23 protein-coding genes, 6 tRNA genes and 1 rRNA gene are annotated in these 24943 nt (G+C 37.6%); 7 read left to right on the top strand and 23 right to left on the bottom strand.

Annotation, left to right across the window (positions count from 1 at the left end; translation table 11 throughout):
- Positions 1-28: 28 nt before the first annotated feature.
- Positions 29-1072, bottom strand: coding sequence for an AI-2E family transporter (locus ACIP9G_RS19200; RefSeq protein WP_340821842.1), 1044 nt, complete (start codon positions 1070-1072; stop codon positions 29-31).
- Positions 1073-1524: 452 nt separating this feature from the next.
- Here ACIP9G_RS19200 and ACIP9G_RS19195 point away from each other — a divergent pair, with 452 nt between their 5' ends.
- On the top strand, positions 1525-1917 hold the full coding sequence (locus tag ACIP9G_RS19195; RefSeq protein WP_401021480.1) for a RidA family protein: 393 nt from the start codon (positions 1525-1527) through the stop codon (positions 1915-1917).
- Between the two features lie 105 nt (positions 1918-2022).
- Here ACIP9G_RS19195 and ACIP9G_RS19190 read toward each other — a convergent pair whose 3' ends face one another.
- The 5 genes from ACIP9G_RS19190 to ACIP9G_RS19170 form a co-directional block, all read right to left on the bottom strand.
- Complete coding sequence (locus ACIP9G_RS19190) at positions 2023-2631, bottom strand: flavin reductase family protein (RefSeq protein ID WP_401021477.1); 609 nt, start codon at positions 2629-2631, stop codon at positions 2023-2025.
- A gap of 20 nt (positions 2632-2651) precedes the next feature.
- Positions 2652-3590 (bottom strand): ring-cleaving dioxygenase, encoded by a 939-nt coding sequence (locus tag ACIP9G_RS19185; RefSeq protein ID WP_340821839.1) that lies wholly within the window; start codon positions 3588-3590, stop codon positions 2652-2654.
- Between the two features lie 263 nt (positions 3591-3853).
- The gene (locus tag ACIP9G_RS19180) at positions 3854-4396 is read right to left on the bottom strand and encodes a cupin domain-containing protein (protein WP_401021475.1); all 543 of its coding nucleotides are present in this window, start codon (positions 4394-4396) and stop codon (positions 3854-3856) included.
- Positions 4397-4865: 469 nt separating this feature from the next.
- Positions 4866-5369: a GNAT family N-acetyltransferase gene (locus ACIP9G_RS19175; protein ID WP_401021473.1), complete on the bottom strand. Its 504-nt coding sequence runs from the start codon at positions 5367-5369 to the stop codon at positions 4866-4868.
- Positions 5370-5963: 594 nt separating this feature from the next.
- Complete coding sequence (locus ACIP9G_RS19170; RefSeq protein WP_340821820.1) at positions 5964-6485, bottom strand: GNAT family N-acetyltransferase; 522 nt, start codon at positions 6483-6485, stop codon at positions 5964-5966.
- Between the two features lie 323 nt (positions 6486-6808).
- Between ACIP9G_RS19170 and ACIP9G_RS19165 the strand changes: the two genes are divergently transcribed.
- From ACIP9G_RS19165 to ACIP9G_RS19150, 4 genes are all read left to right on the top strand, one after another.
- The gene (locus ACIP9G_RS19165) at positions 6809-7516 is read left to right on the top strand and encodes a DUF421 domain-containing protein (protein WP_401021471.1); all 708 of its coding nucleotides are present in this window, start codon (positions 6809-6811) and stop codon (positions 7514-7516) included.
- Positions 7517-7769: 253 nt separating this feature from the next.
- Positions 7770-9215, top strand: a complete 1446-nt coding sequence (locus tag ACIP9G_RS19160; RefSeq protein WP_340821818.1) for an MDR family MFS transporter — start codon at positions 7770-7772, stop codon at positions 9213-9215.
- A gap of 316 nt (positions 9216-9531) precedes the next feature.
- Positions 9532-9972 (top strand): DUF1330 domain-containing protein, encoded by a 441-nt coding sequence (locus tag ACIP9G_RS19155; RefSeq protein ID WP_401021468.1) that lies wholly within the window; start codon positions 9532-9534, stop codon positions 9970-9972.
- Positions 9973-9990: 18 nt separating this feature from the next.
- Positions 9991-10881, top strand: a complete 891-nt coding sequence (locus ACIP9G_RS19150; RefSeq protein WP_401021741.1) for an alpha/beta fold hydrolase — start codon at positions 9991-9993, stop codon at positions 10879-10881.
- A gap of 235 nt (positions 10882-11116) precedes the next feature.
- On the opposite strand, the gene ACIP9G_RS19145 is transcribed toward ACIP9G_RS19150, so the two are convergent.
- Positions 11117-11335 carry a helix-turn-helix domain-containing protein gene (locus ACIP9G_RS19145; RefSeq protein ID WP_401021465.1) on the bottom strand — a complete coding sequence of 73 codons (219 nt, stop codon included), beginning with the start codon at positions 11333-11335 and terminating at the stop codon, positions 11117-11119.
- Between the two features lie 10 nt (positions 11336-11345).
- Positions 11346-11831, bottom strand: a complete 486-nt coding sequence (locus ACIP9G_RS19140) for a DUF2975 domain-containing protein (RefSeq protein ID WP_401021463.1) — start codon at positions 11829-11831, stop codon at positions 11346-11348.
- 296 nt (positions 11832-12127) lie between these two features.
- On the opposite strand from ACIP9G_RS19140, the gene ACIP9G_RS19135 reads away from it, so the two are divergent.
- Positions 12128-12598, top strand: coding sequence for a DUF2975 domain-containing protein (locus ACIP9G_RS19135; RefSeq protein WP_401021461.1), 471 nt, complete (start codon positions 12128-12130; stop codon positions 12596-12598).
- Between the two features lie 306 nt (positions 12599-12904).
- Here ACIP9G_RS19135 and glmS read toward each other — a convergent pair whose 3' ends face one another.
- The 14 genes from glmS to ACIP9G_RS19065 form a co-directional block, all read right to left on the bottom strand.
- Positions 12905-14707, bottom strand: a complete 1803-nt coding sequence (gene glmS / locus ACIP9G_RS19130; RefSeq protein ID WP_340821812.1) for a glutamine--fructose-6-phosphate transaminase (isomerizing) — start codon at positions 14705-14707, stop codon at positions 12905-12907.
- A 689-nt stretch (positions 14708-15396) separates the two neighbouring features.
- Positions 15397-15918 carry a type 1 glutamine amidotransferase domain-containing protein gene (locus ACIP9G_RS19125; protein WP_401021458.1) on the bottom strand — a complete coding sequence of 174 codons (522 nt, stop codon included), beginning with the start codon at positions 15916-15918 and terminating at the stop codon, positions 15397-15399.
- 113 nt (positions 15919-16031) lie between these two features.
- Positions 16032-17387, bottom strand: a complete 1356-nt coding sequence (glmM, locus tag ACIP9G_RS19120; protein ID WP_340821809.1) for a phosphoglucosamine mutase — start codon at positions 17385-17387, stop codon at positions 16032-16034.
- 322 nt (positions 17388-17709) lie between these two features.
- Positions 17710-18768 carry a CdaR family protein gene (locus ACIP9G_RS19115; protein ID WP_340821808.1) on the bottom strand — a complete coding sequence of 353 codons (1059 nt, stop codon included), beginning with the start codon at positions 18766-18768 and terminating at the stop codon, positions 17710-17712.
- Positions 18761-19597, bottom strand: a complete 837-nt coding sequence (gene cdaA, locus ACIP9G_RS19110) for a diadenylate cyclase CdaA (RefSeq protein WP_340821807.1) — start codon at positions 19595-19597, stop codon at positions 18761-18763. Before cdaA ends, ACIP9G_RS19115 begins: the two co-directional genes overlap by 8 nt.
- A gap of 149 nt (positions 19598-19746) precedes the next feature.
- Positions 19747-20370 carry a zf-HC2 domain-containing protein gene (locus tag ACIP9G_RS19105; RefSeq protein ID WP_340821805.1) on the bottom strand — a complete coding sequence of 208 codons (624 nt, stop codon included), beginning with the start codon at positions 20368-20370 and terminating at the stop codon, positions 19747-19749.
- A 13-nt stretch (positions 20371-20383) separates the two neighbouring features.
- Positions 20384-20947: an RNA polymerase sigma factor SigW gene (gene sigW / locus ACIP9G_RS19100; RefSeq protein ID WP_004225410.1), complete on the bottom strand. Its 564-nt coding sequence runs from the start codon at positions 20945-20947 to the stop codon at positions 20384-20386.
- A gap of 134 nt (positions 20948-21081) precedes the next feature.
- Positions 21082-21987 (bottom strand): arginase, encoded by a 906-nt coding sequence (gene rocF / locus ACIP9G_RS19095; RefSeq protein WP_340821803.1) that lies wholly within the window; start codon positions 21985-21987, stop codon positions 21082-21084.
- 180 nt (positions 21988-22167) lie between these two features.
- A tRNA-Lys gene (locus tag ACIP9G_RS19090) sits at positions 22168-22240 on the bottom strand.
- A 15-nt stretch (positions 22241-22255) separates the two neighbouring features.
- Positions 22256-22330, bottom strand: a tRNA-Gln gene (locus ACIP9G_RS19085).
- A 20-nt stretch (positions 22331-22350) separates the two neighbouring features.
- Positions 22351-22434, bottom strand: a tRNA-Tyr gene (locus ACIP9G_RS19080).
- A 16-nt stretch (positions 22435-22450) separates the two neighbouring features.
- Positions 22451-22526, bottom strand: a tRNA-Val gene (locus ACIP9G_RS19075).
- A 74-nt stretch (positions 22527-22600) separates the two neighbouring features.
- Positions 22601-22675 (bottom strand) — tRNA-Glu (locus ACIP9G_RS19070).
- 116 nt (positions 22676-22791) lie between these two features.
- Positions 22792-22868, bottom strand: a tRNA-Asn gene (locus ACIP9G_RS19065).
- 271 nt (positions 22869-23139) lie between these two features.
- Here ACIP9G_RS19065 and mbcS point away from each other — a divergent pair.
- Positions 23140-24717: an acyl-CoA synthetase MbcS gene (gene mbcS / locus ACIP9G_RS19060; RefSeq protein ID WP_401021454.1), complete on the top strand. Its 1578-nt coding sequence runs from the start codon at positions 23140-23142 to the stop codon at positions 24715-24717.
- A 131-nt stretch (positions 24718-24848) separates the two neighbouring features.
- On the opposite strand, the gene rrf is transcribed toward mbcS, so the two are convergent.
- A 5S ribosomal RNA gene (gene rrf / locus ACIP9G_RS19055) occupies positions 24849-24943 on the bottom strand; the annotation flags it as partial.

Genomic DNA, 24943 nt, shown 5'->3' with positions numbered 1-24943 from the left:
GCATAAAGCGATGCTTCCTTTTTTGATTTTACTTATTTACTTTTATAGCTACAGTTTGTTTAGGTTCTCCCTCAGAGGACGTAACACCTAGAACATCGAGCAGGAACATAAACAACGGAATCCCGATAATTAGCCCCCATACTCCAAGGAATTGCTCAGAGAACAGGATTACGATAAATGTATAAAAAATAGGAAGATTCGTTTTGGCAGACATAAGCTTCGGATTTAAGAAATATGCCTCAATCGCATGTAGTACCACTACAATAATAAGAATGTAGACAATGTACATCGGACCACCAATACTATAGGCAATAATGCTAAGCGGAACCAATGAAATAATAACCCCTGCTACAGGAATTAAACCTAAGATGAAAAGCATTATTCCGAGTGCAATTAAATGTGGGAAGCCCATGATAGAGAGAGCTATAACAGATAAAACACAATTTACAGCAGCAATGATAAATTGCGCTTCAATTACTTTACCAAAAGAACGAATAAATATTCTAGAGAAATACGTTAACTCATCGTAAAGCGGACCAATTTTACTATCTTTAAATTTTGCAGTAAATTCAATAATTCGTTTCTTCTCCAGAAGAATGAACAAACTCAAAATAAGCGCGATGAAAACATGCAAAATGACTTTACCAATGTTCGTTAAATTTTTAAGTGTAATGTCTACGCCTTGCTCTAAATATTTACCGAGTTCAATCTTCTCAAATGTCGGAGCTAAATATCTCGCAATCTCGTTATCATTCGGATTGAGATTAAAAGCTGCAATCAAATCAAAAAGCTGTGTAATCTGTTGGGTCACAACTGGCAAATACTTATAGATGACAGCAATAATCCCGGCAACAAGTAGAAGATAAAGCGCAACTATCATCGCTTTTTCATTGATTGGCGCAATACGTCTAAACTCTTTAGTCGCCTTAGTAGAGAGCTCATTCATTAAGTAAGTCATAATGAATGTGAGAAGAATAAGGTTAATCATACTGCGCATTAAATATAATGCAACAGCGATCCCAGCTAGAATAATAAAACGTTTAAATCCATTACTTCGAAAAAAATTACTCATGCATTCGCTCCTTCCACAAAACAGCTTCGCCTCAACTGCCAACTTACAAAATATGATAATATTAAGCAAGCAGACAACATATTAGTTATCAATATATATAATTTTCATGTCATTATTTGAGCTTAAAGATAGAAGAGTATTTCTATTTCCCATAAAATAAAACAATATGGCGTTATCTTACTCATAACAATCTAATCCAAGAAGTAAATCCATATACATTAGATTTTTTACACTTTTCGAATTAAAATGAAAGACACAATACTATTAATCATAGTGTATTGAAAGCTATACCAGCGTTAAAGCCTGAATTTTATTAATTCTATTATAACCCTATAAACTGCGATATCAAAAGCAACTTATTTGGTAAACAGCATCTAAATAACGTTTTTATGTTAATTTTCGTACGATATTTTAGAAGTTTCACTAAATTCGTCTAGATAAGGATTGATTATATGAAAATCTCAAGAAATCCCAAGGAAATTCATCCACCTGTTGCTCCTTACGTTCACCAGATTGAAATAACGGGTCCAACTAAATGGCTAACATTATCTGGACAAATAGGGATGACGGTAGACGGCACTGTGCCTGAAGATCCAATAGCTCAATTAAAATTAGCACTTAACAATATTAAAAAAAATCTTGAAAGTGCTAGCATGACTGTTGATGATTTAACAAAAGTGGTTTTTTATTTAGTCGGGGATTTTGACTCAACAGAAAGAAAAAAAGTGATGAATGACTTTTTTGGCGATCACGTCCCATGTATGACGATGTTGTATGTAGTAGCACTTGCTGCGCCACCATTCAAGGTAGAGATTGATGCTTGGGCATGTCAGGAAATGAAATAATAGAGGTAAGTATTCAAGAAGGATAATGCTCATGAATGGAGGTCCGTTGATTTCTCGTACGCTCCATTCACAAGCATATCTTCTTTAATTAACTTTTCTGTCTGACTATATAGGACGTTCTATTTCAAAAAGATCTCCTATTTTTGCATAACTCGATCCCGCAAGCCTACTAACTGCCTTTAGTGCTCTTGGATCTATCTTTCCTTCACAATAAATGGCATCATCTAAATGAAATTGTACGACCTCACCGATAAATAATTCACCTGTCTGCTCATCCCCATTTAGCAAGGGGATTGTCTGTACTAAGCGACATTCCATCCGAACTTTCGCCTCTTTAACGCCAGGAACTTTAATACAATGACTGTCTACCACTGTAAAGTTGGCTTTTTCAATCTCACTTTCAGTTACAGGCAACGTAGCCGCTGTTTCATTAACCTGGCTAACATTATCTTCATCTACAATATGCACAACAAATTGCCCTTGATACTGAATATGACGAGCAGTATCTTTTAAGTACCCTTTCGATCTTTGAATTGCTAACGAAATCATCGGCGGGTTTGCTGATACGATATTGAAATAACTAAACGGTGCGCCATTCATAACACCTTGCTCTGACTTTGTCGTCACAAAAGCAATAGGTCTCGGAATAATACTACCAGTTAATAATTTATAGTTTTCACGTTCTGTATTTTTTTTAGGATCAATCGAAATCAAAAGTTTCGTCCCCCTTTTTATCAATCAACCGAACGAACTTTAATTGGTATTAATGTTCTTTCCAGTTGTTCACGATGTTGCTCATACTGCAATGGTAACATTAATTGACTACCCATTGTTTCAAATGTTTCATCATGTGCGAATCCTGGTGGATCTGTCGCAATTTCAAATAAAATTTCACCTGCTTCACGGAAATAAATAGCGTTAAAATAATTACGGTCCTTTACTTCCGTTACATGTTGCCCACGATTCATTACATACTCTTGCCACTCTATGTGATCTGCATTGTCCTTTGCTCGCCAAGCAATATGATGGACTGTTCCGACACCCATTTGACCACGTATGCCCGGTACAGTTTTTAAGTCAATAATATTTCCGATATCGGCACTTGATTGAAAGCGTACATATTCGCCTTCTGTTGCTATTTTTTCAAGCCCCATTACATCTGTTAATACCTTCTCGGTTTCTTGTGGACGACTTGAATAAAGTGTTGCGCCACCAAAGCCTTTGATTGCAACCTCTGGTGTAACCTCGCCAAATGCCCAATTATTTAAATCGCCTTCTGCACGTGCTACTAATTCAATATGAAGTCCATGTGGATCATCTAATTGAACGACTTGCTCTCCAAAGCGTTCGGCTTTTTTGAATGGAATAGAAAATTTTGCAAGACGATTAATCCAAAAAGGCAATGCCCCCTCTGGTACAACATATGTTGTAACGCCTACTTGCCCATCACCGATGCGTCCTTTATAAGCGTTTGCCCACGGGAAAAATGTAATAATAGTACCTGGTTTCCCAGCATTGTTACCAAAATAAAGATGATATGTTCCTGGGTCGTCAAAATTGACCGTTTTTTTTACTAAGCGTAAACCTAAAATTCCTGCATAAAAATCAACATTCTCCTGTGGATGCCCAACAATTGCTGTGATATGGTGTATACCTTCTGTATGTTTGCTCATAATGACGATTCTCCTTCACAAATAATTTATTGCTTATTCTTGTTTATAGTTTCTAACTATGTGCTACTTCAAACTTCTAACAAAGAACAATTTATAGACGTTTATTTTATCTCGAATTAATTTATCTTGAATTCGAGATAATTATAACACGTTATTTTTTAATTCGTCAATCGCCCTGCTAACAATTGTTTTTCTTGGCATGAAAAAAAAGCAAAGTTGCAATATATCAACAACTCTGCCTATTATTCAAAATTTATTATTTGCTAATGACCATAACCCTCTTCTGCTGCCACTGCATCTGCTTTCGTAGCATGAACAGTTCCGAATGGGTGGTTAGGAGGCGCATAGATTGAAAACAGCTTTAATGGCCCATTCCCTGTATTGGTTACATTGTGCCATGTTCCAGCAGGTACCACGATGGCATAATCATCATAGACATTTCTAGTAAAGCTTAAATGATCTTTACTAGCGCCCATTTGAGCAACCCCCTGCCCTTGTTCAATATATAAAAACTGATCAACATGCGGATGCACCTCTAAACCTATATCGTCACCAACATTTACAGTCATTAATGTAATTTGCAAATGATCTCCTGTCCATATAGCAGTACGGTACGTATTATTGAGCTTAGTTGCCTCCTCCATATTAACAACAAAGGGTTTTTTTCCAAAATCGGTTGTCATTTGATTGTGATTACCGTAGCCAGTTTGATTTGCAAGCACTACCTCATGAGGAACAGGCCAGTGAATAGGCTGATTGCCATAGCTATACATTGGTAGATTTACATAATAAGGAACATAGTACATTTTCTCAATCCTCTCACAGATTATAAAATTATCCTATGCTACTTTTTGTTGAAATGTCCCCCATTGTAGGAAATGTCCCCGCATAATCAGTGAAAGCATAAATATCCTACCTTTTACGTCCCAAAAAGCTGAGCCAAATAAATAATCCCATAGATAGGAATTGCTATGGAGGTAAGTAGATACATCACCATTTCACCCTTCGAAAGCTTCCTTTTCCATTTCGTTAATTTAAGCTGCCTATGATAAACAAAACTCGAAAGTAATATGATTAAAAAAGTTAAATCTTTTACGTTCTCTAACAAGAGTTGCAACTCATTCTCCCCCTTTGTTGTGCAAAAGATATCTCTATTATAGTAAATGACTAAATAGCAAAAAAAAGAATCTAGTATTTACTTTTTATGTTGCAGTAAACTCCAAAATACCATGACCTCTTAAGAGCAAAGTAATTTGAAGATCTCATCTCATTTTCTTACATATGTAAAACCATCAAATCCTCGTCACAATACTGCCCATTAAATTTGAGGGCATTCCGTTCTACACCATACACTTCAAAACCTAAAGACTTATACAACTTCTTGGCTGAAATATTGTCAGAGACAACTGTTAATTTAATTTGCTCCAAACCTTCACAACTTTTTGCCTTCTCTATTAGTTTACGCATAAGTAATTTCCCTACGCCCTGACCTCTTCCTTCAGGTGCTACATACATTCCGAAAACATTTCCTTTATGGCGAGTTTTCACAGTGCTTTCGCGCATATAAGTGACGATTCCAACTAACGAATTGTTGTCATTGAAAGCACCAAGGACAAATTTATCGTTCGTTGGTTCTAATCGCCCTGCTATAGTTTCTAATGAAAAGTTTACTTCACACTCATATGTTGAACCAAATGCCTCTGGATTGATTTGTAACGCACTTAATCGAACTTCTTGATACAACTGAGCATCTGATTTATTTAAAATTCGAATTTCCATAGTGTATCCCCTTACGTCTGTTATTTTAATAGCGGTCTCTACGGTCTCCATTTTTTTTACAACATATTGATTTTCCGTAACTTCTTATTCTCCTAACACAATTACAAATGGAATGTTGTCACGATTCACTTTATTCATCGCTTTTCTTAATTTTTTTTATTATGTGCGGCGAATTTTACGACGAATAAGCTCTTGCTCAGGTAAATAATCTTGTGTTTCTCTAACATTTTGATCATCCATTTTCTTCATCATCGTCTCTCCTTTGTTTTTAAGAAAATAAAAAACCGTACAAACATAAGCTCCAACATCGGCTTAGTTATACGATTTCATGAGAAATAGTCGTCCTATTCAATATTAATAAATTAATACAGATAGCAAGACTAATGGGTATGATGATGTGTAGTTGTTGATATTAGATGCTTTAAAACCCGCATAGAATCTCCTCCATTCAATTATTCGTTACTTTAAATCATATGATAATATTTGTCAATTTATTATTTAAAAAAGGTAGCTACAGGACTGCATTGTTAAATTACTTTTATAGAACAAAAAGCAGTTACTCTGTATAGACTAACTGCTCATTAAAACTTGAATTTATAGTAGCTTTTGATAAAGTTCGAATTTATCTAAACCATATTTACTGTATCCTAAATCAATGGCATCAATATACTCAAAACCATATTTTCTATAAAGTTTTATAGCTGGTTTATTTTTTTCATATACATCCAGACGAATAGCTTTTATGTTCATTTCCTTACTATGTTGAATAATAAAATCCATAAGTCTTGTTCCAATTCCTTTATTAAGGTATGTAGGATGTACAGCAAAAGTGTTAATAACCAATATTTCTTCATCATCGAAATCATGATACCAATTAGCTTTAGAATAAGCTGCTTCTTGCTCATGTCTTAATATGACAGTGCCAACAATATGTTCCCCATCTTTCATCACATATAAATTGCCTTCCTGTATACCATGTACTGCAGTTTCTTTTATAGGATAGACACCTTTTTTCCATCCAGGGTAATTTATATGCGCATCAAGATAATCATTTAAATCATTATACAAAGATTCAATTTCCCCGATATTATTTTCCGTTCCCTTTTCAATCTTCATAATTTCTTCCTTTTCTATTTAGGTAATTAAGAACCCTAAATTATATGAATATTATACCTTATTAATAATTGGTAAACGATTCCTCATGGTGAAATTTTGAATAAGGCAACCTTTAATGCTTCGCTTCAGAGGTTGGGTTTTTCGGCAGAACGGGTATAGGACACTACTGCTAGGAGAGGAAATTTAGCGAAGTTTGAATCAATTTTACGTGAGTGCTATAGGCTCTTAAACTATGAACTGAAATATTACCAGAGAGGATACGTCATTCGTATCCTCATTTTGCTTAAAAAAATTTAAATACAATACGTGGAGGAGTTGAATTTATGACATATGTAAATATTGGCTCGAAGTTATTTTTTGGGTTCATTGCTTTATTAATTGTGACGCGTTTGTTGGGCAAAAAAGAAATATCGCAGCTCACCCCCTTTGATTTTATTTATTCCATTGTACTTGGTGGCATATTGGAAGAAAGCATCTATGATAACAAAATTTCACCGCTTCATGTCTGGTTCGCAGTGACCGTTTGGGGAGTAATGTTATTTATTATCGAAATTTCATCACAGCGCTACGATAAATTAAGGGTTCTTTTGAAAGGGGAAACGTCGATTTTAATCAAAAATGGCGAATTCAACTTAAAAGAACTAGAAGCGAATCACTTGGAAATGGAGCAATTACGCATTATGTTACGGCAACAAGGGGTATTCTCACTGCGTGAAGTTTGTGATTTGTACTTGGAGCCTGGTGGTACTGTCAGCTTAAAAAAATATGCAAAATTCGATATGGTCACACCAGCCATGCTCAATTTAAAGCCAAAAGACGAGTCAATTAATTTCCTTTATGTAGATGAAGGAGAAATCAACGAAGAAATCTTAAAATACACGGACAAGTCAAAAGAATGGCTATACGATGAACTGCTAAAGGAAGGCTATACGACTATTCAAAATATTTTGTATGCGGAATGGTCAGAGACTGACGGATTTTTCATCAAAACCTATGCGGATACCAATGATGATATACGAAAAGTGAATTAAAAACGGTAGCACACAATCTACAAGCTAATCTAAACGAAAATGTATACTATAGTAGTTATTTAGATTTGACAATGCCGAAGATTCAATTAAAGTTAATATTATTTGATAAAAACCACCCGTTTATTCCGTAGAACATTTCTGCTCACAGTTAGCCTATTCATCTTACACAAGTAAAATAGATTTGTTATTTGGAAGATTTAAAGGTAAGTTATATATTGAATAAATTTAACAAGATGGAAGTTAGAGGAAAAATATGAGAAAAAAAGTTATTATGTCATTAATGTTAATGACTTTCCTTTCTGCTGTAGAAGGAACAATTATTAGTACAGCAATTCCCCGTATAACAAGTGATTTATCGGGTGTCGAACTCGTTAGTTGGGTCTATGCAATTTATATGCTTGCCACTGCTGTTTCGACTCCAATATACGGGAAACTGGCGGATTTATTTGGTCGAAAAAAAGTTTTACTTATTGGGGCTACAATATTTTTAGTTGGCTCTGCTCTTTGCGGTGTCGTGACATCGATGGAACAGCTCATCGTCTTTCGTGCCCTTCAAGGTCTAGGCGCAGGCGCTATTATGCCAATAACTATGACCATTATTGGTGACTTATATAGCGAAGTGAAAGACCGTGCAAAAGCACAGGGGTGGATTAGTGCCGTTTGGGGTATCTCTGGTGTTATCGGACCTCTCGTTGGCGGATTTTTAGTTGATTCTCTTTCTTGGCGCTACATCTTTTTCTTAAACGTTCCATTTGGAATTATTGCTTGTATAATGATTGTCATTTATTACAAAGAATCTATTAAGCCCGCTAAGCATCATATCGACTATCTTGGCGCAACAGTCTTCTCATTAAGCGCAATTGCTCTACTTTACGCGTTATTAACAGGTAGCAGTAAAAACAACTGGGGGGACATGACAATTATAGGTCTGTTACTCTTTGCAGTTGTATCATTCGTTATTTTCTTATTTATTGAGAAGAAATCTCCGGAACCCCTAATTCCGCTAGCACTTTTCTCTAACCGTACATTATCTACTATTAATATACTAACACTTATTTCGGGTGCAATGCTTATTAGTATTACGATGTATTTACCAATTTGGAGCCAAGGTGTATTAGGAAAAAACGCGACAGATGCTGGACTCATTTTAATGCCGCTTCCTGTTATGTGGACGGTCGGGACTATTTTTTCAGGTAAATTAGTTGGACGCTTGAATACGAAACAAATTATCCTCATTGGGGTTAGCGTTCTGTCAGTTGCTGCCTTTACTTTATTTACATTGTCAACAGATTCCCTAGCGTTCCTTATTTATGTTGGGGTTGGGTTATTCGGACTTGGGATGGGACTTGTTTCACCTATTTACATGGTAACAATTCAAACAGCTGTTTCAAATCAAACACGTGGGACAGCAATTGGCTTAAATACATTTATCAATACGTTTAGCCAAACATTAGGAGCTGCAGTTTTCGGGGCGCTTTTCAACACGATGATCCATGCACATGGTATTCAGCACCTTGATCTTGTTTCATCTGGTGGTCATGGAGGAGCTACAGCCAACGTCGTAACCAAATCGCAAGAGGCACTAGCTTCTAGTGTACATTACATTTATATGGGTACTTTTATATTAGCACTACTAACTTTGTTAATTGTTTGGTTCTTTTTAAAGCCAGCCACTCAACTAGTGAACGAGCATAAATAACGAATAAATAAGCTATAAAGAGATTACTCTTTATAGCTTATTTTTATTTACTTATAAATCGTAAGGCTTCTTTGTAGTGTTTACATTGTGTAAACATCTAGAGCAAACTAGCCCGTAATGAATCAAAATAAGCCTTATTTAGTTCACTTAACTTTTTATAGATGCCTATCCTCAGATACCCCTTCACCAATTAAATACAAACTAATAAACAAACAGTTAATTAAAATGTTTGATTTATAACAAACAAAATAATATAATGTTTGCTATAAATCGTTAAACAATTTGAAATAAAAAAGGATTTACGAAAGGAGTCGCTATGACAGAGTTTGAATTCATTTCATACACCGAACCAACACAACGCGCTGGCATGAGATTCATGCAACGAGGCATTGAGGGTAACATTGTCATGCTGAATCTGCTGCGTTTTCGTAAAGTTGCCGATTATACAGCACACCCTGAGCTAGCACCAGAGGTCCCAATTAGTGGTACAGAAGCTTTCAATCGCTATATTGAGCACACCCTCCCATTTCTCCATGAAAGCGGAGGTGAAGTGATGTTTCTTGGCGACGGCGGAGAGTTTCTTATTGGGCCCGAAAAGGAAAGATGGGATTTTATCATGATGATTCGTCAGAGCAGTGCGGAGTCGTTTCTTGCTTTTTCAAATCATCAAGAATACATGACCGGTATCGGACATCGAACTGCCGCGATTGAAGATTCACGCCTTCTGCCTATAACAGAACTTCCGACATCAAAATAAAAGGAGGAGAACATAATGATAAATATCCTAAAAGTCAACGACGTCGAATTGGCCTATGACAGTTTCGGTAACGAGAATGACGAGGCTGTTATCCTAATCGCTGGGCTTGGAACCCAGATGATCCGTTGGACGGATTCGTTTTGCTGGATATTAGCAGCGCGGGGCTTTCGTGTAATCCGCTTCGATAATCGCGATGTCGGTTGCTCGACCCACTTTAGCCATTATCCGACGCTGAATTTTGACGCTCTTGCGACTGCTCTCATGTCAGGACAGCGACCGGACATCCCTTATACTCTCGATGACATGTCCAACGACGCTATTGGATTGCTCGACGCCCTATCAATTGATTGTGCACATTTTGTAGGCAGATCGATGGGCGGAATGATCGCCCAAATTGCAGCCAGCGAGTACCCTAAACGTGTGTTATCACTTACATCCATTATGTCCAGTTCCGGTAATCCCGCCCTTCCGCAAACCGCACCAGATGTCATGGCAATGATGACTAAACCGGCGCCAAACCCATTTGAGGATGAAGCAGGATTTTTGGCGCACAGCCTCTCTTTTGCCAAACGCATCGCCGGCACAGGCTATCCGTTTGAAGAAGAAGCTTATCGGGCGCTCATTTTGGAGGAGGCCCACCGAGCATATAATCCAGGTAGCGTCGGACGACAGATTGCTGCTATCGCTGTCTCTGGTGATCGTCGTCCGCTGCTGGCGAACATAAAAGTACCAACACTTGTCATTCATGGGGTGGACGATCCCATGTTCGTCATGGCGTGCGGCGAGGACACGGCTTCTGCCATCCCAGGTGCCGAGCTAATGTTGGTTGACGGCATGGGTCATGACCTGCCGCACCAACTGTACAAAGTAATCGTTGATGGTATAGAGCAAATGGCTCGTCGCAATTGACATCGCTACATGGATAAGGGCTATAATTGAGCAATAAAAAACAGAGTTAAGTTCTATAAACATCACGACTTATGTACATGTTAAGCGAAATCAAAGTCGGGTACTTTAACGGGTTCCCTATTGATGTGCAAACAGTACATATTACTTAAATAAAAGCAAAAAAGGGATAGCAATTATGCTATCCCCTTTAATTCTCTATTAACTCCTGTTCGTTAATCAGATTTATTATCTGTTTTTATTCAGTATCTTCATCGCCTTTATACTCCAAAATATCACCAGGCTGGCAATCTAAAGTTTTGCAAATCGCTTCTAATGTTGAAAAACGAACTGCTTTTGCTTTCCCATTTTTTAGAATAGAAAGATTCGCCATAGTAATTCCAACCTTCTCCGAAAGCTCCGTTACGCTCATTTTCCGCTTTGCTAACATTACATCAATATTAATAATAATCGCCATATCATCCACCTCAGACCGTCAAATCATTTTCTGATTTTATGTTAATCGCTTCTTGTAAAAGCCGTTGAAGAATAGCAGCAAAAACGGCAATAACGAACGAAGCAAAAATGATAATAAGTCCTATAAATCCAACAGGAGGATCAACCTTCTTCGCGATAAAAGAGAAGAGTGGCATACCCAATATATACAAACTACTGATTATAATCGCACAACGCTTAATGTTCTTTAATGCTTCTACTGATAATTCCGAGAACGCTGTATTCTCCTCAATGTACCGTAAAAGTTTAAAGGCCTGATAGAGAGCAACGTAAAAAGGTACAGCCGCTCCATACATTACGATGAAAATGAGATATTTCATCGGTGAAATATCTGGATACAATTCCGATGCAAAATTCGCTATATGGGGCACTAAAAATATACATAAAGCAAGAACTGCAATTCCAGCCAGAAAAATAATTACCTTTAAAAAAGTGGTTGAACCGCGTTTAACATTCATAGTAAGCACCTCAGTTATTTAATGACAAAATAAATTTAACATAAAATTTATCGTTTTACAATAAATATAGATTGTTTTTCGCTATGGTATTAGGGTATCTTAACATCCTTCTAATTTTGACAAAACGTATATTAGTTTTCATAATAACTGAAGTACAATTCCTACGAGATTATTAAATAATTACTTAATAGCAATAATAATTTTATGAAAAACAACATAAATATATTGATAAACGATAAAAAATAAACTAATATCGTATTAAAACATATTATTATTAAATCAGTGGGGTGCTTCAAATGAATGTTAAACTAAGTTCAACTTTTTTCTTAAAGACCGTTGCTTTTCTTATTGGCGTTGCGGTACTTGCTGTGTGTATATATTGGTTACCTCAAGCAGCTATACGAGATGCAAAAGTGCGTCCAGGAGATTACTCGATATATCCATTGCTAATAAGTGCCTATGGAGTATGCATTACGTTTTCTGTTGCGTTGTATCAAGCATATAAATTATTGAGTTATATCAATATAAACAATGCGTTTTCTGAGGTATCCCTTAAATCCTTGAAGGTTATAAAAAAGTGTGCTTTTACAATTATTATCTTCATTTTATTTATAATAGTTTACTTAAGGATTTTTGCTATGTTCACGGGTGAAGACGCAGCAGGTCCGATAGCACTTGGTCTAATAGGAATTTTAGTAACAGCTATCATTGCTGCCATTATAGACGTACTTCAAAAGCCCATAAAAAATATACTAGAAAAAATGTAGAGGTGTTTACTATGCAAGTATAGTAAATATTATCCCTACTGCATCATGACCCAGCGCCTATCTTTTTTGATATGACACTAAAACACTATATTAAGTTCAGGATTGAATTCGGTATTGTACCGAGCTCAATCCTTTTAATTTTACTTATATACGTTTGTAATTATAGTGTTCAATATATAGTTCAAGTTCACGCTTATAACTCAACAATATGGCCCGATTGTGGAATAAGAAAAGATCCTGCATATTATAGCAGGATCTTTAAAGAATCTTTTTTATAAAACTACAACAAACGCAAACTCTCCAGCCCTACTCTACAGTTACTGATTTAGCTAAGTTACGAGGCTTATCAACGTCACAACGACGGTGTAATGCGGCATAGTAGCTAATTAACTGTAATGGTACTACTGAAACGAGTGGTGTTAAGTATTCATTGACATGCGGAATGATTAAACGGTCGCCGTCTTCGTCTACGCCAGCCATTGCGATAATACATGGATAAGCGCCACGTGCAGCTACCTCTTTAACATTGCCGCGAATATTTAATGCTACCGCTTCCTGTGTTACAAGGGCGAATACTGGTGTTCCTTCTTCAATTAAAGCAATTGTACCGTGTTTGAGTTCGCCACCTGCAAAGCCTTCCGCTTGAATATATGAGATTTCTTTAAGTTTCAAAGCACCTTCAAGACTTACACAGAAATCGATATTACGTCCGATAAAGAATGCATTGCGTGCAATTTTTAAATAGTCTTCTGCGATATCTTCTAATACATCTTTTGAATCGATAATTGTTTGAATACCGTTTGCTGCAATCGCAAGCTCTTGTTTCAAATCAAATTCTAAGCCTTGACCACTTGCTTTTGCTGTTACATAAGCTGTTACTGCAAGTACTGCGACTTGTGCTACATATGCTTTAGTAGAAGCTACTGCGATTTCAGGACCTGCGTGTAATAATAGCGTATGGTCTGCTTCGCGTGACAGCGTCGAACCTTGTACGTTTGTAATTGTTAATGTTGGGTAACCTAGCTCTTTAATTTTTACAAGCACTTGGCGGCTATCCGCTGTTTCACCTGATTGTGTAATAAAGATGAATAGCGGCTTTTCTGATAGTAATGGCATATTGTAGCCAAACTCACTTGAAATATGCACTTCAACAGGAATACCAGCCATTTTCTCGAAATATTGTTTACCAATTAAACCTGCATGATAGCTTGTGCCCGCAGCGATAATGTATAAACGGTCTGCAGCTTGCAATGCTTGTAAAATATTTGCATCAATTGTTAAATCGCCATTTTCGCCTTCGTATGCTTGAATGATTTTACGGATAACCGTTGGCTGTTCATCCATTTCTTTTAACATATAGTGAGGGTACGTACCTTTTTCAATATCGCTCATATCAAGCTCTGCTGTATATGGTGCACGCTCTACTACTGTGCCATCTAATTTTGTAATTTCCACACTGCCTTTGTGTACGATAACAACTTCTTTATCGTGTAATTCCACGAATTGATCCGTTACTTGTAGCATTGCCATCGCATCTGATGCAACTACGTTAAAGCCTTCACCTACACCTACAAGAAGTGGTGATTTGTTTTTCGCAACAAAAATTGTATCCGCCACTTCAGCATCTAACAATGCAAGTGCGTAAGAGCCGTGTAATAATGATAATGTTTTGCGGAATGCTTCTGCTGTTTGCAGACCATCCTTCACAAATAGCTCAACTAACTGCACGATAACTTCTGTATCTGTGTCAGACTTCATTGGAATGCCTTTTAAATATGTTTTTTGTAATAAATGATAGTTTTCGATAACACCATTATGCACAATCGTAAAACGACCTGATGCACTTTGATGAGGGTGAGCGTTTAAGCGGTTTGGCACACCGTGAGTTGCCCAACGTGTATGACCAATCCCAACTTTTGCAGCAACGTCCTCGTCTACTGCTTCACGTAAGTCAGCGATACGACCTTTTTCTTTGAAGATCGTTACGCCCTCTTCATTGCGCACAGCAATACCTGCTGAGTCATAGCCACGGTATTCAAGCTTTTCTAACCCTTTTAATAAAATTTCCTTTGCATCTGATTCACCAATATATCCTACAATTCCACACATAATAACTTTTCCTCCGATATTGTCATATTAACGCAATGACAAACTAGACCTCAGCGTATCGAAATTTTTTCAGTGGGCGTAAACAGTACCACTTATTTTCATCTCAAAAATAAGCATACTTATGCGCGCACATCCTCGTACTATTTCAGCCATCTAAAATAGTGCTTTGCTTCGATATGTGAAGTTTTCCTATTTATCTATTGCTTTTACTTATACCTTCTCCATTTTCTGTACATTCAATCACTTAAATGCTTTCAAAATGAAAAATGACAATCGGGTATGTCGATTGGGAGGCATCCGCCGAATTTTCGATAAACCTCCACCTCGTCTGCTGAAGATGTCTTCGTCCAATTTCCTCAGCTCAGGCGCTATAATTGTTTTCCGATTTATGTGCTATCTTTCCCCCTTTTGCACTTGCTAAGCGGTCAAGGTCTAGCCAAGCCGTCAGCTTCTCCATAATACTCAATCATATGCTATTCGTCAAATTTTCGTTATAAAAACTTCTTCTTTTCCTCCTTTTTTAAGGCGAATTTTAGTGCAAAGACATAAAAAATTAGCTTCGCCAAGATTCTAGCAGTATTACAATCTCATACTAATGAATAAGATTCTTTAGAAGCAATACAAAACGTAAGACACAACATGTATCACAGGTTGCATCTTACGTTAAGATTATTTAGAGTGCCCTTTAATTAGCTCTCTTTACTTGCAAGTAATTTCACAATTTCTCGATTAAAAGCGGGTAAGTCTTTCGGCGTACGACTTGTTACTAATTGCTTTTGGCAAACAAATACTTCTTCATCATGGAAATTAGCACCTGCATTTTCTAAGTCCACTTGTATGGTCTTATAGCCTGTCGCATCACGCCCGTTTAAAGTCTTCGCTGTTATTAGAAGCTGTGGCCCATGACAAATCGCAAAGGTTGGCTTCATGTCGTCCATAAACGTTTTGACGAAGGCTACAATACGATCATCTGCACGTAAAATATCTGGTGAAAAGCCACCTGGAATGAACAATGCATCAAATTCTGAACCTTTGACTTCATCAATACCTTTATCGATTTTTACTTTCTCCCCATGTTTACCTTTTACTTCTTTTCCAGCCTCAGTATCAATTGTTACTAGCTCATGACCTGCTGCTTCTAACGCTTCCTTTGGACTTGTATACTCTACATCTTCAAACATATCTGTTATTACTGTTGCTATTTTAGCCATATCAATAAAACACCCCTTGTTATTGTGACTCAATAGTATTCTTCCCGCTCCAATCTATTTCAAACATAAAAAAACTCAATCTCTCAATAATGAGAGATCGAGTTACATGACAATTATTCTGTTAAACCCATTTCACTACGTACTACATTTGCAATACGTTCTACATAACGTTCACAGTCCGCTTCTGTAGCAGCTTCCACCATTACACGAACTAGTGGCTCTGTACCTGAAGGGCGAACTAATATGCGACCGTTACCAGCCATATCAGATTCAACTTCCGCAATTACGGCCGCAACTTTTGCATTTTCCGTCACTGCATGCTTGTCTGTTACACGTACATTTACTAAACGTTGTGGGAAAATCGTCATTTCTGCCGCAAGCTCAGATAGTTTTTTCCCAGTAGCCTTCATAATATTGACAAGTTGAATACCTGTTAACAGACCATCACCTGTTGTATTGAAGTCTAAGAAAATAATATGGCCTGATTGTTCGCCACCTAGGTTGTATTCATTGGCACGCATTTCTTCTACAACGTAACGATCACCTACAGCTGTTTGGACACTGTGCATATCGTTTTCTTCAACAGCCTTGTAGAAGCCCATATTACTCATCACAGTAGATACAATCGTTTGTTTTTTTAAACGACCGACTGCATTTAAGTGCTTACCAATGATAAACATAATTTGGTCGCCATCAACGATTTTACCTTTTTCATCTACTGCGATTAGGCGGTCCCCATCACCATCGAATGCTAAACCAACATCTGCACCCTTTTCAGTAACAAATGTAGCAAGACCTTCCGGATGTGTTGAACCAACACCGTCATTAATGTTAAGACCAGTTGGTGAAGCACCCATTGTAGAAATGTCTGCTTCTAAGTCAGCAAATAAATGAGTCGCTAGTGATGATGTTGCACCATGTGCGCAATCTAGTGCCACATGAATACCATCAAATTCTTCATCTACCGTTTGCTTTAAGTATTGAATATACTTTTGTCCACCTTCGAAGTAGTCACTTACAATACCTAAATCTGCTCCAATTGGACGTGGCAATGTATCTTCTGCATCAAGAATTGCTTCGATTTCTGCTTCTTGTGCATCAGTTAGTTTAAAACCATCCGGACCGAAAAATTTAATGCCATTGTCGGCAACTGGGTTATGTGAAGCTGAAATCATGACGCCTGCATCTGCACTCATAATTCGGGAAAGATAAGCAACACCTGGTGTAGAAATTACACCTAGACGCATTACCTCTACGCCGATTGATAATAGCCCGGCTACCAGTGCACCTTCAAGCATTTCGCCTGAAATACGTGTGTCACGACCAATTAATACCTTTGGACGCCCTGTTGCTGTTGCATCCTTCGTTAAAACATAGCCACCTACGCGGCCTAGTTTAAATGCAAATTCCGGTGTTAATTCACTATTCGCGACGCCACGGACGCCATCTGTTCCAAAATATTTACCCATTTTAATTGTTCTCTCCTTCAATGCAAGACGACCGCATCATGCTGTTTCCTGCGGACAATCGGACGGCTCGTCTGCTTACTTTTGGAAAAGTCTTTTTTCATTCATGTAGTAGTAGTTAGGCCTCTCTAACTATCTTTCAGAGGCTCTATAGCTCCAAGCTATTGGTACTCAGGCGTTGTGCGTTTAATCTAACTAAATCGCACTTGTAATAATGTTAACCTGAGCCTCACTTGTTCGTAGCATTTTGATTTATGCTAGAAAGCATGATTTGTTGAGACAGGAATCTCTAATGAATCAAGTTAAAATTATAGTCAGTTATTGTTTAAGAATCAATATCTTCTTCTGTGACAGAATCAGGATTTGTTTCTTCAGGTTTTGTTTCAGCATTTGCAGGCGTTTCTTTTTCTTCTTTTTCTACCTTTTCTACCTTGTCGGCTTTTTCTGCCTTAGTAACATCTGCTTTAATTTTAATTTTTTGTTCAGATACTTTAGTCGCACCATCTGGTAATTTTACATCAAATTCATATGTTTTTGATTCAGTAATTTTTGACAAATCAATTTCAACAGGTATTTCTGTTAAAACATCAATAATCGATTTTCTCCCATATAACTTTAGCGTAGGCGTAACGAGCGTTAATTGATTTATTGTAATGCCTTCTGCTGCTTTACCAGTTTCCTTTATTGAGACCGGTAGTTCTTTGCTATATTCTCCAATATCTACTCGCACTTTTACTTTTTCTGGTTCTATCGTCACATCTAGTTTATTTAAATCGCGATCTAACACTTTAACTGCCGCTTCTTGAGAGAAGGATTGTTTCAGACCTTGTTCACCCGTTACAGTTGCTTTCACATAACTAATGCTCTCAATAGCACTTTTTGCCCCTGTTACAAACACAGTCGCTGGGTTGGCAGACATTCCTTTTAGGTAATATCCTTCATCAATTAAACGATTATTCATTTCAGGATCGACACGGAATTCTTGTGTGACCTTTTCCTCAATATTTACATTCACTGTTGCTGGGTCGAGCGTCACTTGCAATTTATCAGAAATATTCTCGTATTGTAGTTTGACATTATGTTCACCTATTAATAAATCATTTAGGTCAACAAATATTGAGAAATCCTTCACTAGCTTTGTATTTAAAGCAATTTGCTTTGGTCCTTTAATCGTGACATTAACTGTTTTCGGTATACCCGTTACAATAAGATTATCGTCATCATAATAAACCTCTACTGGGACATCTTGAATCACTTCCATCTGTTCATTCATCGCCGTCTTATCTGTAGAAGATAATTCAGTCCGAACAGAGAAAAATAGTAAGCACGCTAGGAAAAGTGCAATGATCCGCAAAACCCAAGGGCTATCCATCATTTTATCCATTCTTTTTCCCCCTCCAAGTCAACTTAGAGGCTGCATTAGATTCTTGTACTGAGCCGAACCACATTTTACGTAATAGTGTTTCGAATTCCTCTAGAGAAAGATTGCGATGTAGATTACCGTTTAACGTAATACTAATTGCTCCAGTTTCCTCAGATACGACAATCGTAATCGCATCTGTTACTTCACTGAGCCCAAGAGCTGCACGATGTCGTGTTCCAAGCTCTTTCGAAATAAACGGACTTTCAGAAAGCGGTAAATAGCAAGCAGCTGCTGTGACCTTATCTTTCTGCATAATGACAGCCCCATCATGAAGTGGTGTATTCGGTATGAAAATATTTATAAGTAATTCAGACGAAACCTCTGCGTTTAAAGCGATTCCCGTTTCAATATATTCATTTAGGCCTGTGTCTTTTTCAATAGAAATTAACGCACCAATACGGCGTTTAGCCATATAACTAACAGATTTCTTCATAGCCTCAATCAGTCTAGTTTGCTCTTCTTCTTCTTGACTTGTTGAACGTTGGAACAGCTTGCCTCGGCCAATTTGCTCAAGACCACGTCTGATTTCAGGCTGGAAGATGATAATGATAGCCAAGAAACCAAACTCGATTACTTGTTTTAGCATCCATCCTAATGTTTCTAACCCCAAAAAGTCTGTTGCAATGCGTGCAATAATAATGACGAAAATGCCTTTTAATAATTGGACAGCTTTCGTCCCTTTAATGAGGGTTAAAATTTTATAAACAACGTACCAAACGAGCAGTACATCTATGAAGTTAATAACAATATTCACTGGTGTTAAATCCGTGAATTGTTCGATAATTTGCACGTGGCATCCCCCACTTTTCATTGCGAATCCATACACATTTAAGTATAGCACATTCTTTTCAAATGTAACTTTTTTCAAAAGAAAAGTCTACCCAGATGAGTAGACCTTTCATCCTCTCACGTGCACTACCATGTAGGACGTATAGAGTTCTATTTAGTTTCTTTTTCCTCAAATGTCATTGCAGTCTTAACGGAATTTTTGATGGAATACCATAACCATTCAAACGCTTCGTCTATTTCCTCGATTTTACCTGAAACAACTGCAGAAGATGCCATATACTGGCCGTTAATAATCGTTACATTGCCATCTACTTCACCCTCAACAATTAAATCGCCATTTTTAACGACAATATCGCCCTTTACAACCTCACCTTTTGGTACTATAACCGTTTGTCCTTCAACAACTAGGTTTGGTTGTTTTGTAACAGAGAAATGCTGATCATCCATAAAGTTACCCAATAAAGTAGCACTCATAAATAAACAGAAAACTGCTGCCGCAACAAAGAACGGATGACGGCGAATCCATTTTTGCATACCTACACGACTTTTGGGTTTCGGTAAACGAGCCATCACCGCAGCTTCAAAATCTGGAGGTGCTGTAATATGGGAAGCACTCTTCACAAAGGCGATCGTTTCACTCAATTCCTGCATCAATTGCTTGCAATCACCGCATGAATGCAAATGTTGTTTCAACTCTTGTTCATGCTCACGACTAATGTCACCGTCTAAATAATCATGCATATAATCTATGATATGCTCTGGACAAATATTCATGACGCTCCCCCTCCTACAGATTGTTTAATTGCTTTCGTAATGCTTCACGTCCGCGGTGAATTCTCGTTTTCACTGTCCCAAGAGGCATATCCAAAATTTCACTGATTTCTTGTAACGATAATTCTTCAATATATTTCAATACTATAACTGAACGATATTTATCCGGCAATCGTCCAATCTCATATTGAATGCGATCTTGTAGCTCCATCTGCTCTAACTGCTCTTCTGGTAGCTGGTCATCTGCTGCAATTTGCGAATACATATCCAGCCCTTCTGTACCAGCTACCTCCGCATCTAAGTAATAATCCGGCTTTTTCTTTCTAATACGGTCTATGCAGAGGTTCGTCGCAATTCGATAAAGCCACGTCGAAAATTTTCTTTTTTGATCAAAAGTATGCAAATTCATATAAGCGCGAACAAACGCTTCTTGTGCAATATCCTCAGATTCTTGCTTGTTTCCTAACATTCGGTAGCATACTTGGTACAGTTTGTGCTGATAGAGACTCACAATATCGGCAAATGCGTTTTGATCGCCTTTAAGCACTTGTTTTATTCTCTTATTTACTAACGCATCCATTGTGTTTACTTCTCCACCTTTACAACTGTCTTATACTATACGGCCCGACTATAAGAAAAGTTTCAATTTATATTCAATTATAACAAAAGATTTTTACTCAATGTGGCGATAAACAATATTTTCACAATTTGGAATTAAACTAGTGTCTCACCAAATAAAGAACCTATTAATGCCACAGCTACATCTGCAGTTTTATTTTTTTCGTCTAATATTGGATTTACCTCAACAAACTCAGCAGATGTTAGCATTCCTGATTCTTGTAGCATTTCCATCGCTAAATGACTTTCTCGATATGTTATGCCACCTGGCACTGGCGTACCTACTCCTGGTGTATAAAGTGGATCTAGACCATCTAAGTCTAACGATAAATGTAAGCCATCTACTTTACGTTCTTGTAAATAGGCAATAGCATCTTCCATTACACGCGTCATTCCAAGGCGATCTACCTCATGCATTGTATATACTTTAATTCCTTGTTGGCGAATTAGCTCACGCTCACCAGGATCTACTGAACGCGCCCCGATAATAATTACATTTTCAGGTTTAACCTTTGGTGCATAGTTACGAATTTGTACAAGGCGTTCATGCCCTAAGCCAATACTAACAGCAAGTGGCATACCATGAATATTACCAGATGGTGTAGTTTCAGGTGTGTTTAGATCCGCATGTGCATCAAACCAAATAACGCCTAAGTTTTTGAAATGCTCACCTAGTCCTGCAAGTGTCCCGATTGCAATACTATGATCTCCACCAAAGACAAGTGGGAATTTTTTTTGCTCTAATGCTTCATGTACTTGATTTGCTAACGATGTACTAACATCTACAACTTCTTCTAAATTTAATAGCTGTTTATCTATTTTATTACTCTCTTGTACTTGGCTAACAAGAATATCTCCCTGATCCTCTACTTTGTGACCAATTGCTTCTAATCGCTCTACAACTCCCGCATAGCGGATTGCGCTTGGCCCCATGTCAACTCCTCTTCGTGTTTGTCCGTAATCTGTTGGAACTCCAATAATTGATACTTGATGTTTATTCATTATTTTATACCCCCTTTTCTTAATAAGACTATTGTAAAGCCTACAATGTACTTGGCTCAACCCCACAAAAAATCGTATATTTATACATTTTAAAATAGCAAAAAAAATCTCCTGCTGTTTTCAGCAAGAGATTAGTATCTGTAGTTAATGTTACACTTTTGAATTTAAATTATAGAAAAGTGAGCCATGAAGGACTCGAACCTTCGACCCTCTGATTAAAAGTCAGATGCTCTACCAACTGAGCTAATGGCTCAAATTAAGAAATGAATGGCTGGGGTACCTGGATTCGAACCAGGGCATGACGGAATCAAAATCCGTTGCCTTACCGCTTGGCTATACCCCATTCATTTGTATAAATAAAACTGGTGGAGGGGGACGGATTCGAACCGCCGAACCCTAAGGAGCGGATTTACAGTCCGCCGCGTTTAGCCACTTCGCTACCCCTCCGAAAAAAAACACAATATGGTGGAGGATGACGGGCTCGAACCGCCGACCCTCTGCTTGTAAGGCAGATGCTCTCCCAGCTGAGCTAATCCTCCATAGAGACAGGTGTTTATTTCTTCACAGTTTATTTATCATTTTAAGCCTATGCATTACTACGATGCTTAGAAAATGGTGACCCCTACGGGATTCGAACCCGTGTTACCGCCGTGAAAGGGCGGTGTCTTAACCGCTTGACCAAGGGGCCATTCGTTATGTCTCAAACAAGACAAGATTTATATTAACATCATTTTTATTATGATGCAAGCCTTTTTCAATAATTTCTTTTTAAAAATAACTTTTAATTAAAAAAGGGCAAAAAAATGGCTCCGAAGGCAGGACTCGAACCTGCGACAACCTGATTAACAGTCAGGTGCTACTACCAACTGAGCTACTTCGGAACAATACTATTCAATTCGGTTTTAACAACCTCTTAAGTACATTTATTATTATAGCAAGCATTCTAAATTATGCAATACTTTTTCAAAAAAAATTATTTAATTTATTGCATAATTTTTAATTCGTAGGTACTAAAGCACAATAGTTCTCTATTAAATCTAATATTTCTATTTTGTGCATCAAATATTCTTGCTGTATATTATTGTAATTGCTAAAATAAAAATAGTTTTAAGAATTTTCTATTAAATTTGTTTTGGGGAGGAATGTTCATATATGGTAACAAATGATTTAATTGCACCAGAACTTTACAACATCACAGAGGAATTAGAGAAGTTTTCGCAAGATAGTGATCGTCAAGCTATAAGATGGTTGGATACAAAGCAAAATCGTCGAACAATTTCTTATGCCGACCTATGTCAAAAAATGAATCAATACGCGAATGCGTTTACTGAACAGGGACTTCAAAAGGGTGATTGTGTTTTAGTCATTATTCCACGTCTACCAGAAGCATATTTTGTTTTCCTAGGTTGTTTAAAGGCTGGTATAGTTCCTATCTCTTGTTCTGAGATGTTACGTGCAAGTGATTTAGAGTATCGTATGGAACACTCTTCTGCAACAGCAGTTATTGCCTACGAGGCTTTTACTAGCGAGGTTGATCAAATTACTTCTTCCGTCGCGGCTTTAAACAATAAATTAGTCATTGGTAATGCTACAAACAATTGGGTATCTTTAGATGCATTAGCTGACAAGCAATCAACAAACTTTACGGCTGTAGCTACAAAACGTGATGATATGGCGTTTCTTTCATATACTTCCGGAACAACGGGTAAACCTAAAGGAGTAGTTCACTCTCATGGCTGGGGTTATGCGCATATTCGAACAGCAGCTTCCAAATGGCTTTGTGTACGTGAAGGTGACCTAGTATGGGCTACAGCAGCACCAGGTTGGCAAAAGTGGATTTGGAGTCCATTTTTATCGACGATTATGTTAGGAGCAACTGCTTTCGTCTATCATGGTAGTTTCGATCCTCATACTTATCTTCAGCTTCTTCAGGACGAAAAAGTAAATGTACTTTGCTGTACACCTACTGAATATCGTATTATGGCAAAGATTGATAATCTAAAAGATTACAAATTAGCTGAATTAAGAAGTGCCGTATCTGCAGGCGAGCCGTTAAATCGTCCAGTAATCGAAACATTTATGAAAAATTTCGGCCTTAAAGTACGAGATGGCTATGGACAAACGGAAAATACATTATTAATTGGTACACTTGAAAACACCGAATTACGACCTGGCTCTATGGGTGTTCCTACACCAGGAAATATTGTGCGTATTATTGACCATGAGGGCAATGAGGCACCTGTAGGAGAAGTCGGAGATATCGCTGTCCACAAATCATCACCAGCTTTATTCAAAGAATATTATCGTGAACCTGAACGCACACAAGCTGCTTTTAGAGGCGATTGGTATATTACAGGAGACCAAGCAAAATGCGATGAAGATGGTTACTTCTGGTTTGAAGGACGTGGAGATGACATTATTATTTCATCAGGCTATACAATTGGTCCATTTGAAGTAGAGGATGCTTTAAATAAGCATGAGGCTGTACAAGAATGCGCTGTTGTCGCTGCACCAGATGAAATTAGAGGTAATATTGTTAAAGCCTTTGTAATCCTACGTGAGAGCTTCCGAGACCGTGATGAGGAAGAATTAACAAAAGAGCTTCAGGAGCACGTTAAAGCTTTAACAGCGCCATATAAATACCCACGCAGTATTGTCTTTATAGATGAGCTGCCAAAAACAACATCGGGGAAAATCCGACGTGTAGAGCTACGAGCTATAACTGTTTAAAATATTTAAAGAGACATTTCACCTATCGTGATGGAATGTCTCTATTTTTTGTTCTATTTCAGTTAAGTTAAATAATATTTATATAAAAATAAAAAAAGCCACTACTGAGTGTATCAGCAGCGACTTTTTGCGCCTAGCGACGTCCTACTCTCACAGGGGGAAGCCCCCAACTACCATCGGCGCTAAAGAGCTTAACTTCCGTGTTCGGTATGGGAACGGGTGTGAC

Origin of the sequence: Lysinibacillus sp. NPDC093197 (assembly GCF_044754025.1) — a bacterium.
GTDB lineage: Bacteria > Bacillota > Bacilli > Bacillales_A > Planococcaceae > Lysinibacillus.
The sequence above is the reverse complement of the archived record's forward strand: the minus strand, read 5'-3'. Positions and strand labels throughout refer to the sequence as shown.

What these genes read in the sequence shown, in the direction of transcription:
- ACIP9G_RS19200 (WP_340821842.1), bottom strand. Translation starts at nt 1,072, where the DNA reads ATGAGTAATTTTTTTCGAAGTAATGGATTTAAACGTTTTATTATTCTA.
- ACIP9G_RS19195 (WP_401021480.1), top strand. Translation starts at nt 1,525, where the DNA reads ATGAAAATCTCAAGAAATCCCAAGGAAATTCATCCACCTGTTGCTCCT.
- ACIP9G_RS19185 (WP_340821839.1), bottom strand. Translation starts at nt 3,590, where the DNA reads ATGAGCAAACATACAGAAGGTATACACCATATCACAGCAATTGTTGGG.
- ACIP9G_RS19180 (WP_401021475.1), bottom strand. Translation starts at nt 4,396, where the DNA reads ATGTACTATGTTCCTTATTATGTAAATCTACCAATGTATAGCTATGGC.
- ACIP9G_RS19175 (WP_401021473.1), bottom strand. Translation starts at nt 5,369, where the DNA reads ATGGAAATTCGAATTTTAAATAAATCAGATGCTCAGTTGTATCAAGAA.
- ACIP9G_RS19170 (WP_340821820.1), bottom strand. Translation starts at nt 6,485, where the DNA reads ATGAAGATTGAAAAGGGAACGGAAAATAATATCGGGGAAATTGAATCT.
- ACIP9G_RS19165 (WP_401021471.1), top strand. Translation starts at nt 6,809, where the DNA reads ATGACATATGTAAATATTGGCTCGAAGTTATTTTTTGGGTTCATTGCT.
- ACIP9G_RS19160 (WP_340821818.1), top strand. Translation starts at nt 7,770, where the DNA reads ATGAGAAAAAAAGTTATTATGTCATTAATGTTAATGACTTTCCTTTCT.
- ACIP9G_RS19155 (WP_401021468.1), top strand. Translation starts at nt 9,532, where the DNA reads ATGACAGAGTTTGAATTCATTTCATACACCGAACCAACACAACGCGCT.
- ACIP9G_RS19145 (WP_401021465.1), bottom strand. Translation starts at nt 11,335, where the DNA reads ATGGCGATTATTATTAATATTGATGTAATGTTAGCAAAGCGGAAAATG.
- ACIP9G_RS19140 (WP_401021463.1), bottom strand. Translation starts at nt 11,831, where the DNA reads ATGAATGTTAAACGCGGTTCAACCACTTTTTTAAAGGTAATTATTTTT.
- ACIP9G_RS19135 (WP_401021461.1), top strand. Translation starts at nt 12,128, where the DNA reads ATGAATGTTAAACTAAGTTCAACTTTTTTCTTAAAGACCGTTGCTTTT.
- glmS (WP_340821812.1), bottom strand. Translation starts at nt 14,707, where the DNA reads ATGTGTGGAATTGTAGGATATATTGGTGAATCAGATGCAAAGGAAATT.
- ACIP9G_RS19125 (WP_401021458.1), bottom strand. Translation starts at nt 15,918, where the DNA reads ATGGCTAAAATAGCAACAGTAATAACAGATATGTTTGAAGATGTAGAG.
- glmM (WP_340821809.1), bottom strand. Translation starts at nt 17,387, where the DNA reads ATGGGTAAATATTTTGGAACAGATGGCGTCCGTGGCGTCGCGAATAGT.
- ACIP9G_RS19115 (WP_340821808.1), bottom strand. Translation starts at nt 18,768, where the DNA reads ATGGATAAAATGATGGATAGCCCTTGGGTTTTGCGGATCATTGCACTT.
- ACIP9G_RS19105 (WP_340821805.1), bottom strand. Translation starts at nt 20,370, where the DNA reads ATGAATATTTGTCCAGAGCATATCATAGATTATATGCATGATTATTTA.
- sigW (WP_004225410.1), bottom strand. Translation starts at nt 20,947, where the DNA reads ATGGATGCGTTAGTAAATAAGAGAATAAAACAAGTGCTTAAAGGCGAT.
- rocF (WP_340821803.1), bottom strand. Translation starts at nt 21,987, where the DNA reads ATGAATAAACATCAAGTATCAATTATTGGAGTTCCAACAGATTACGGA.
- mbcS (WP_401021454.1), top strand. Translation starts at nt 23,140, where the DNA reads ATGGTAACAAATGATTTAATTGCACCAGAACTTTACAACATCACAGAG.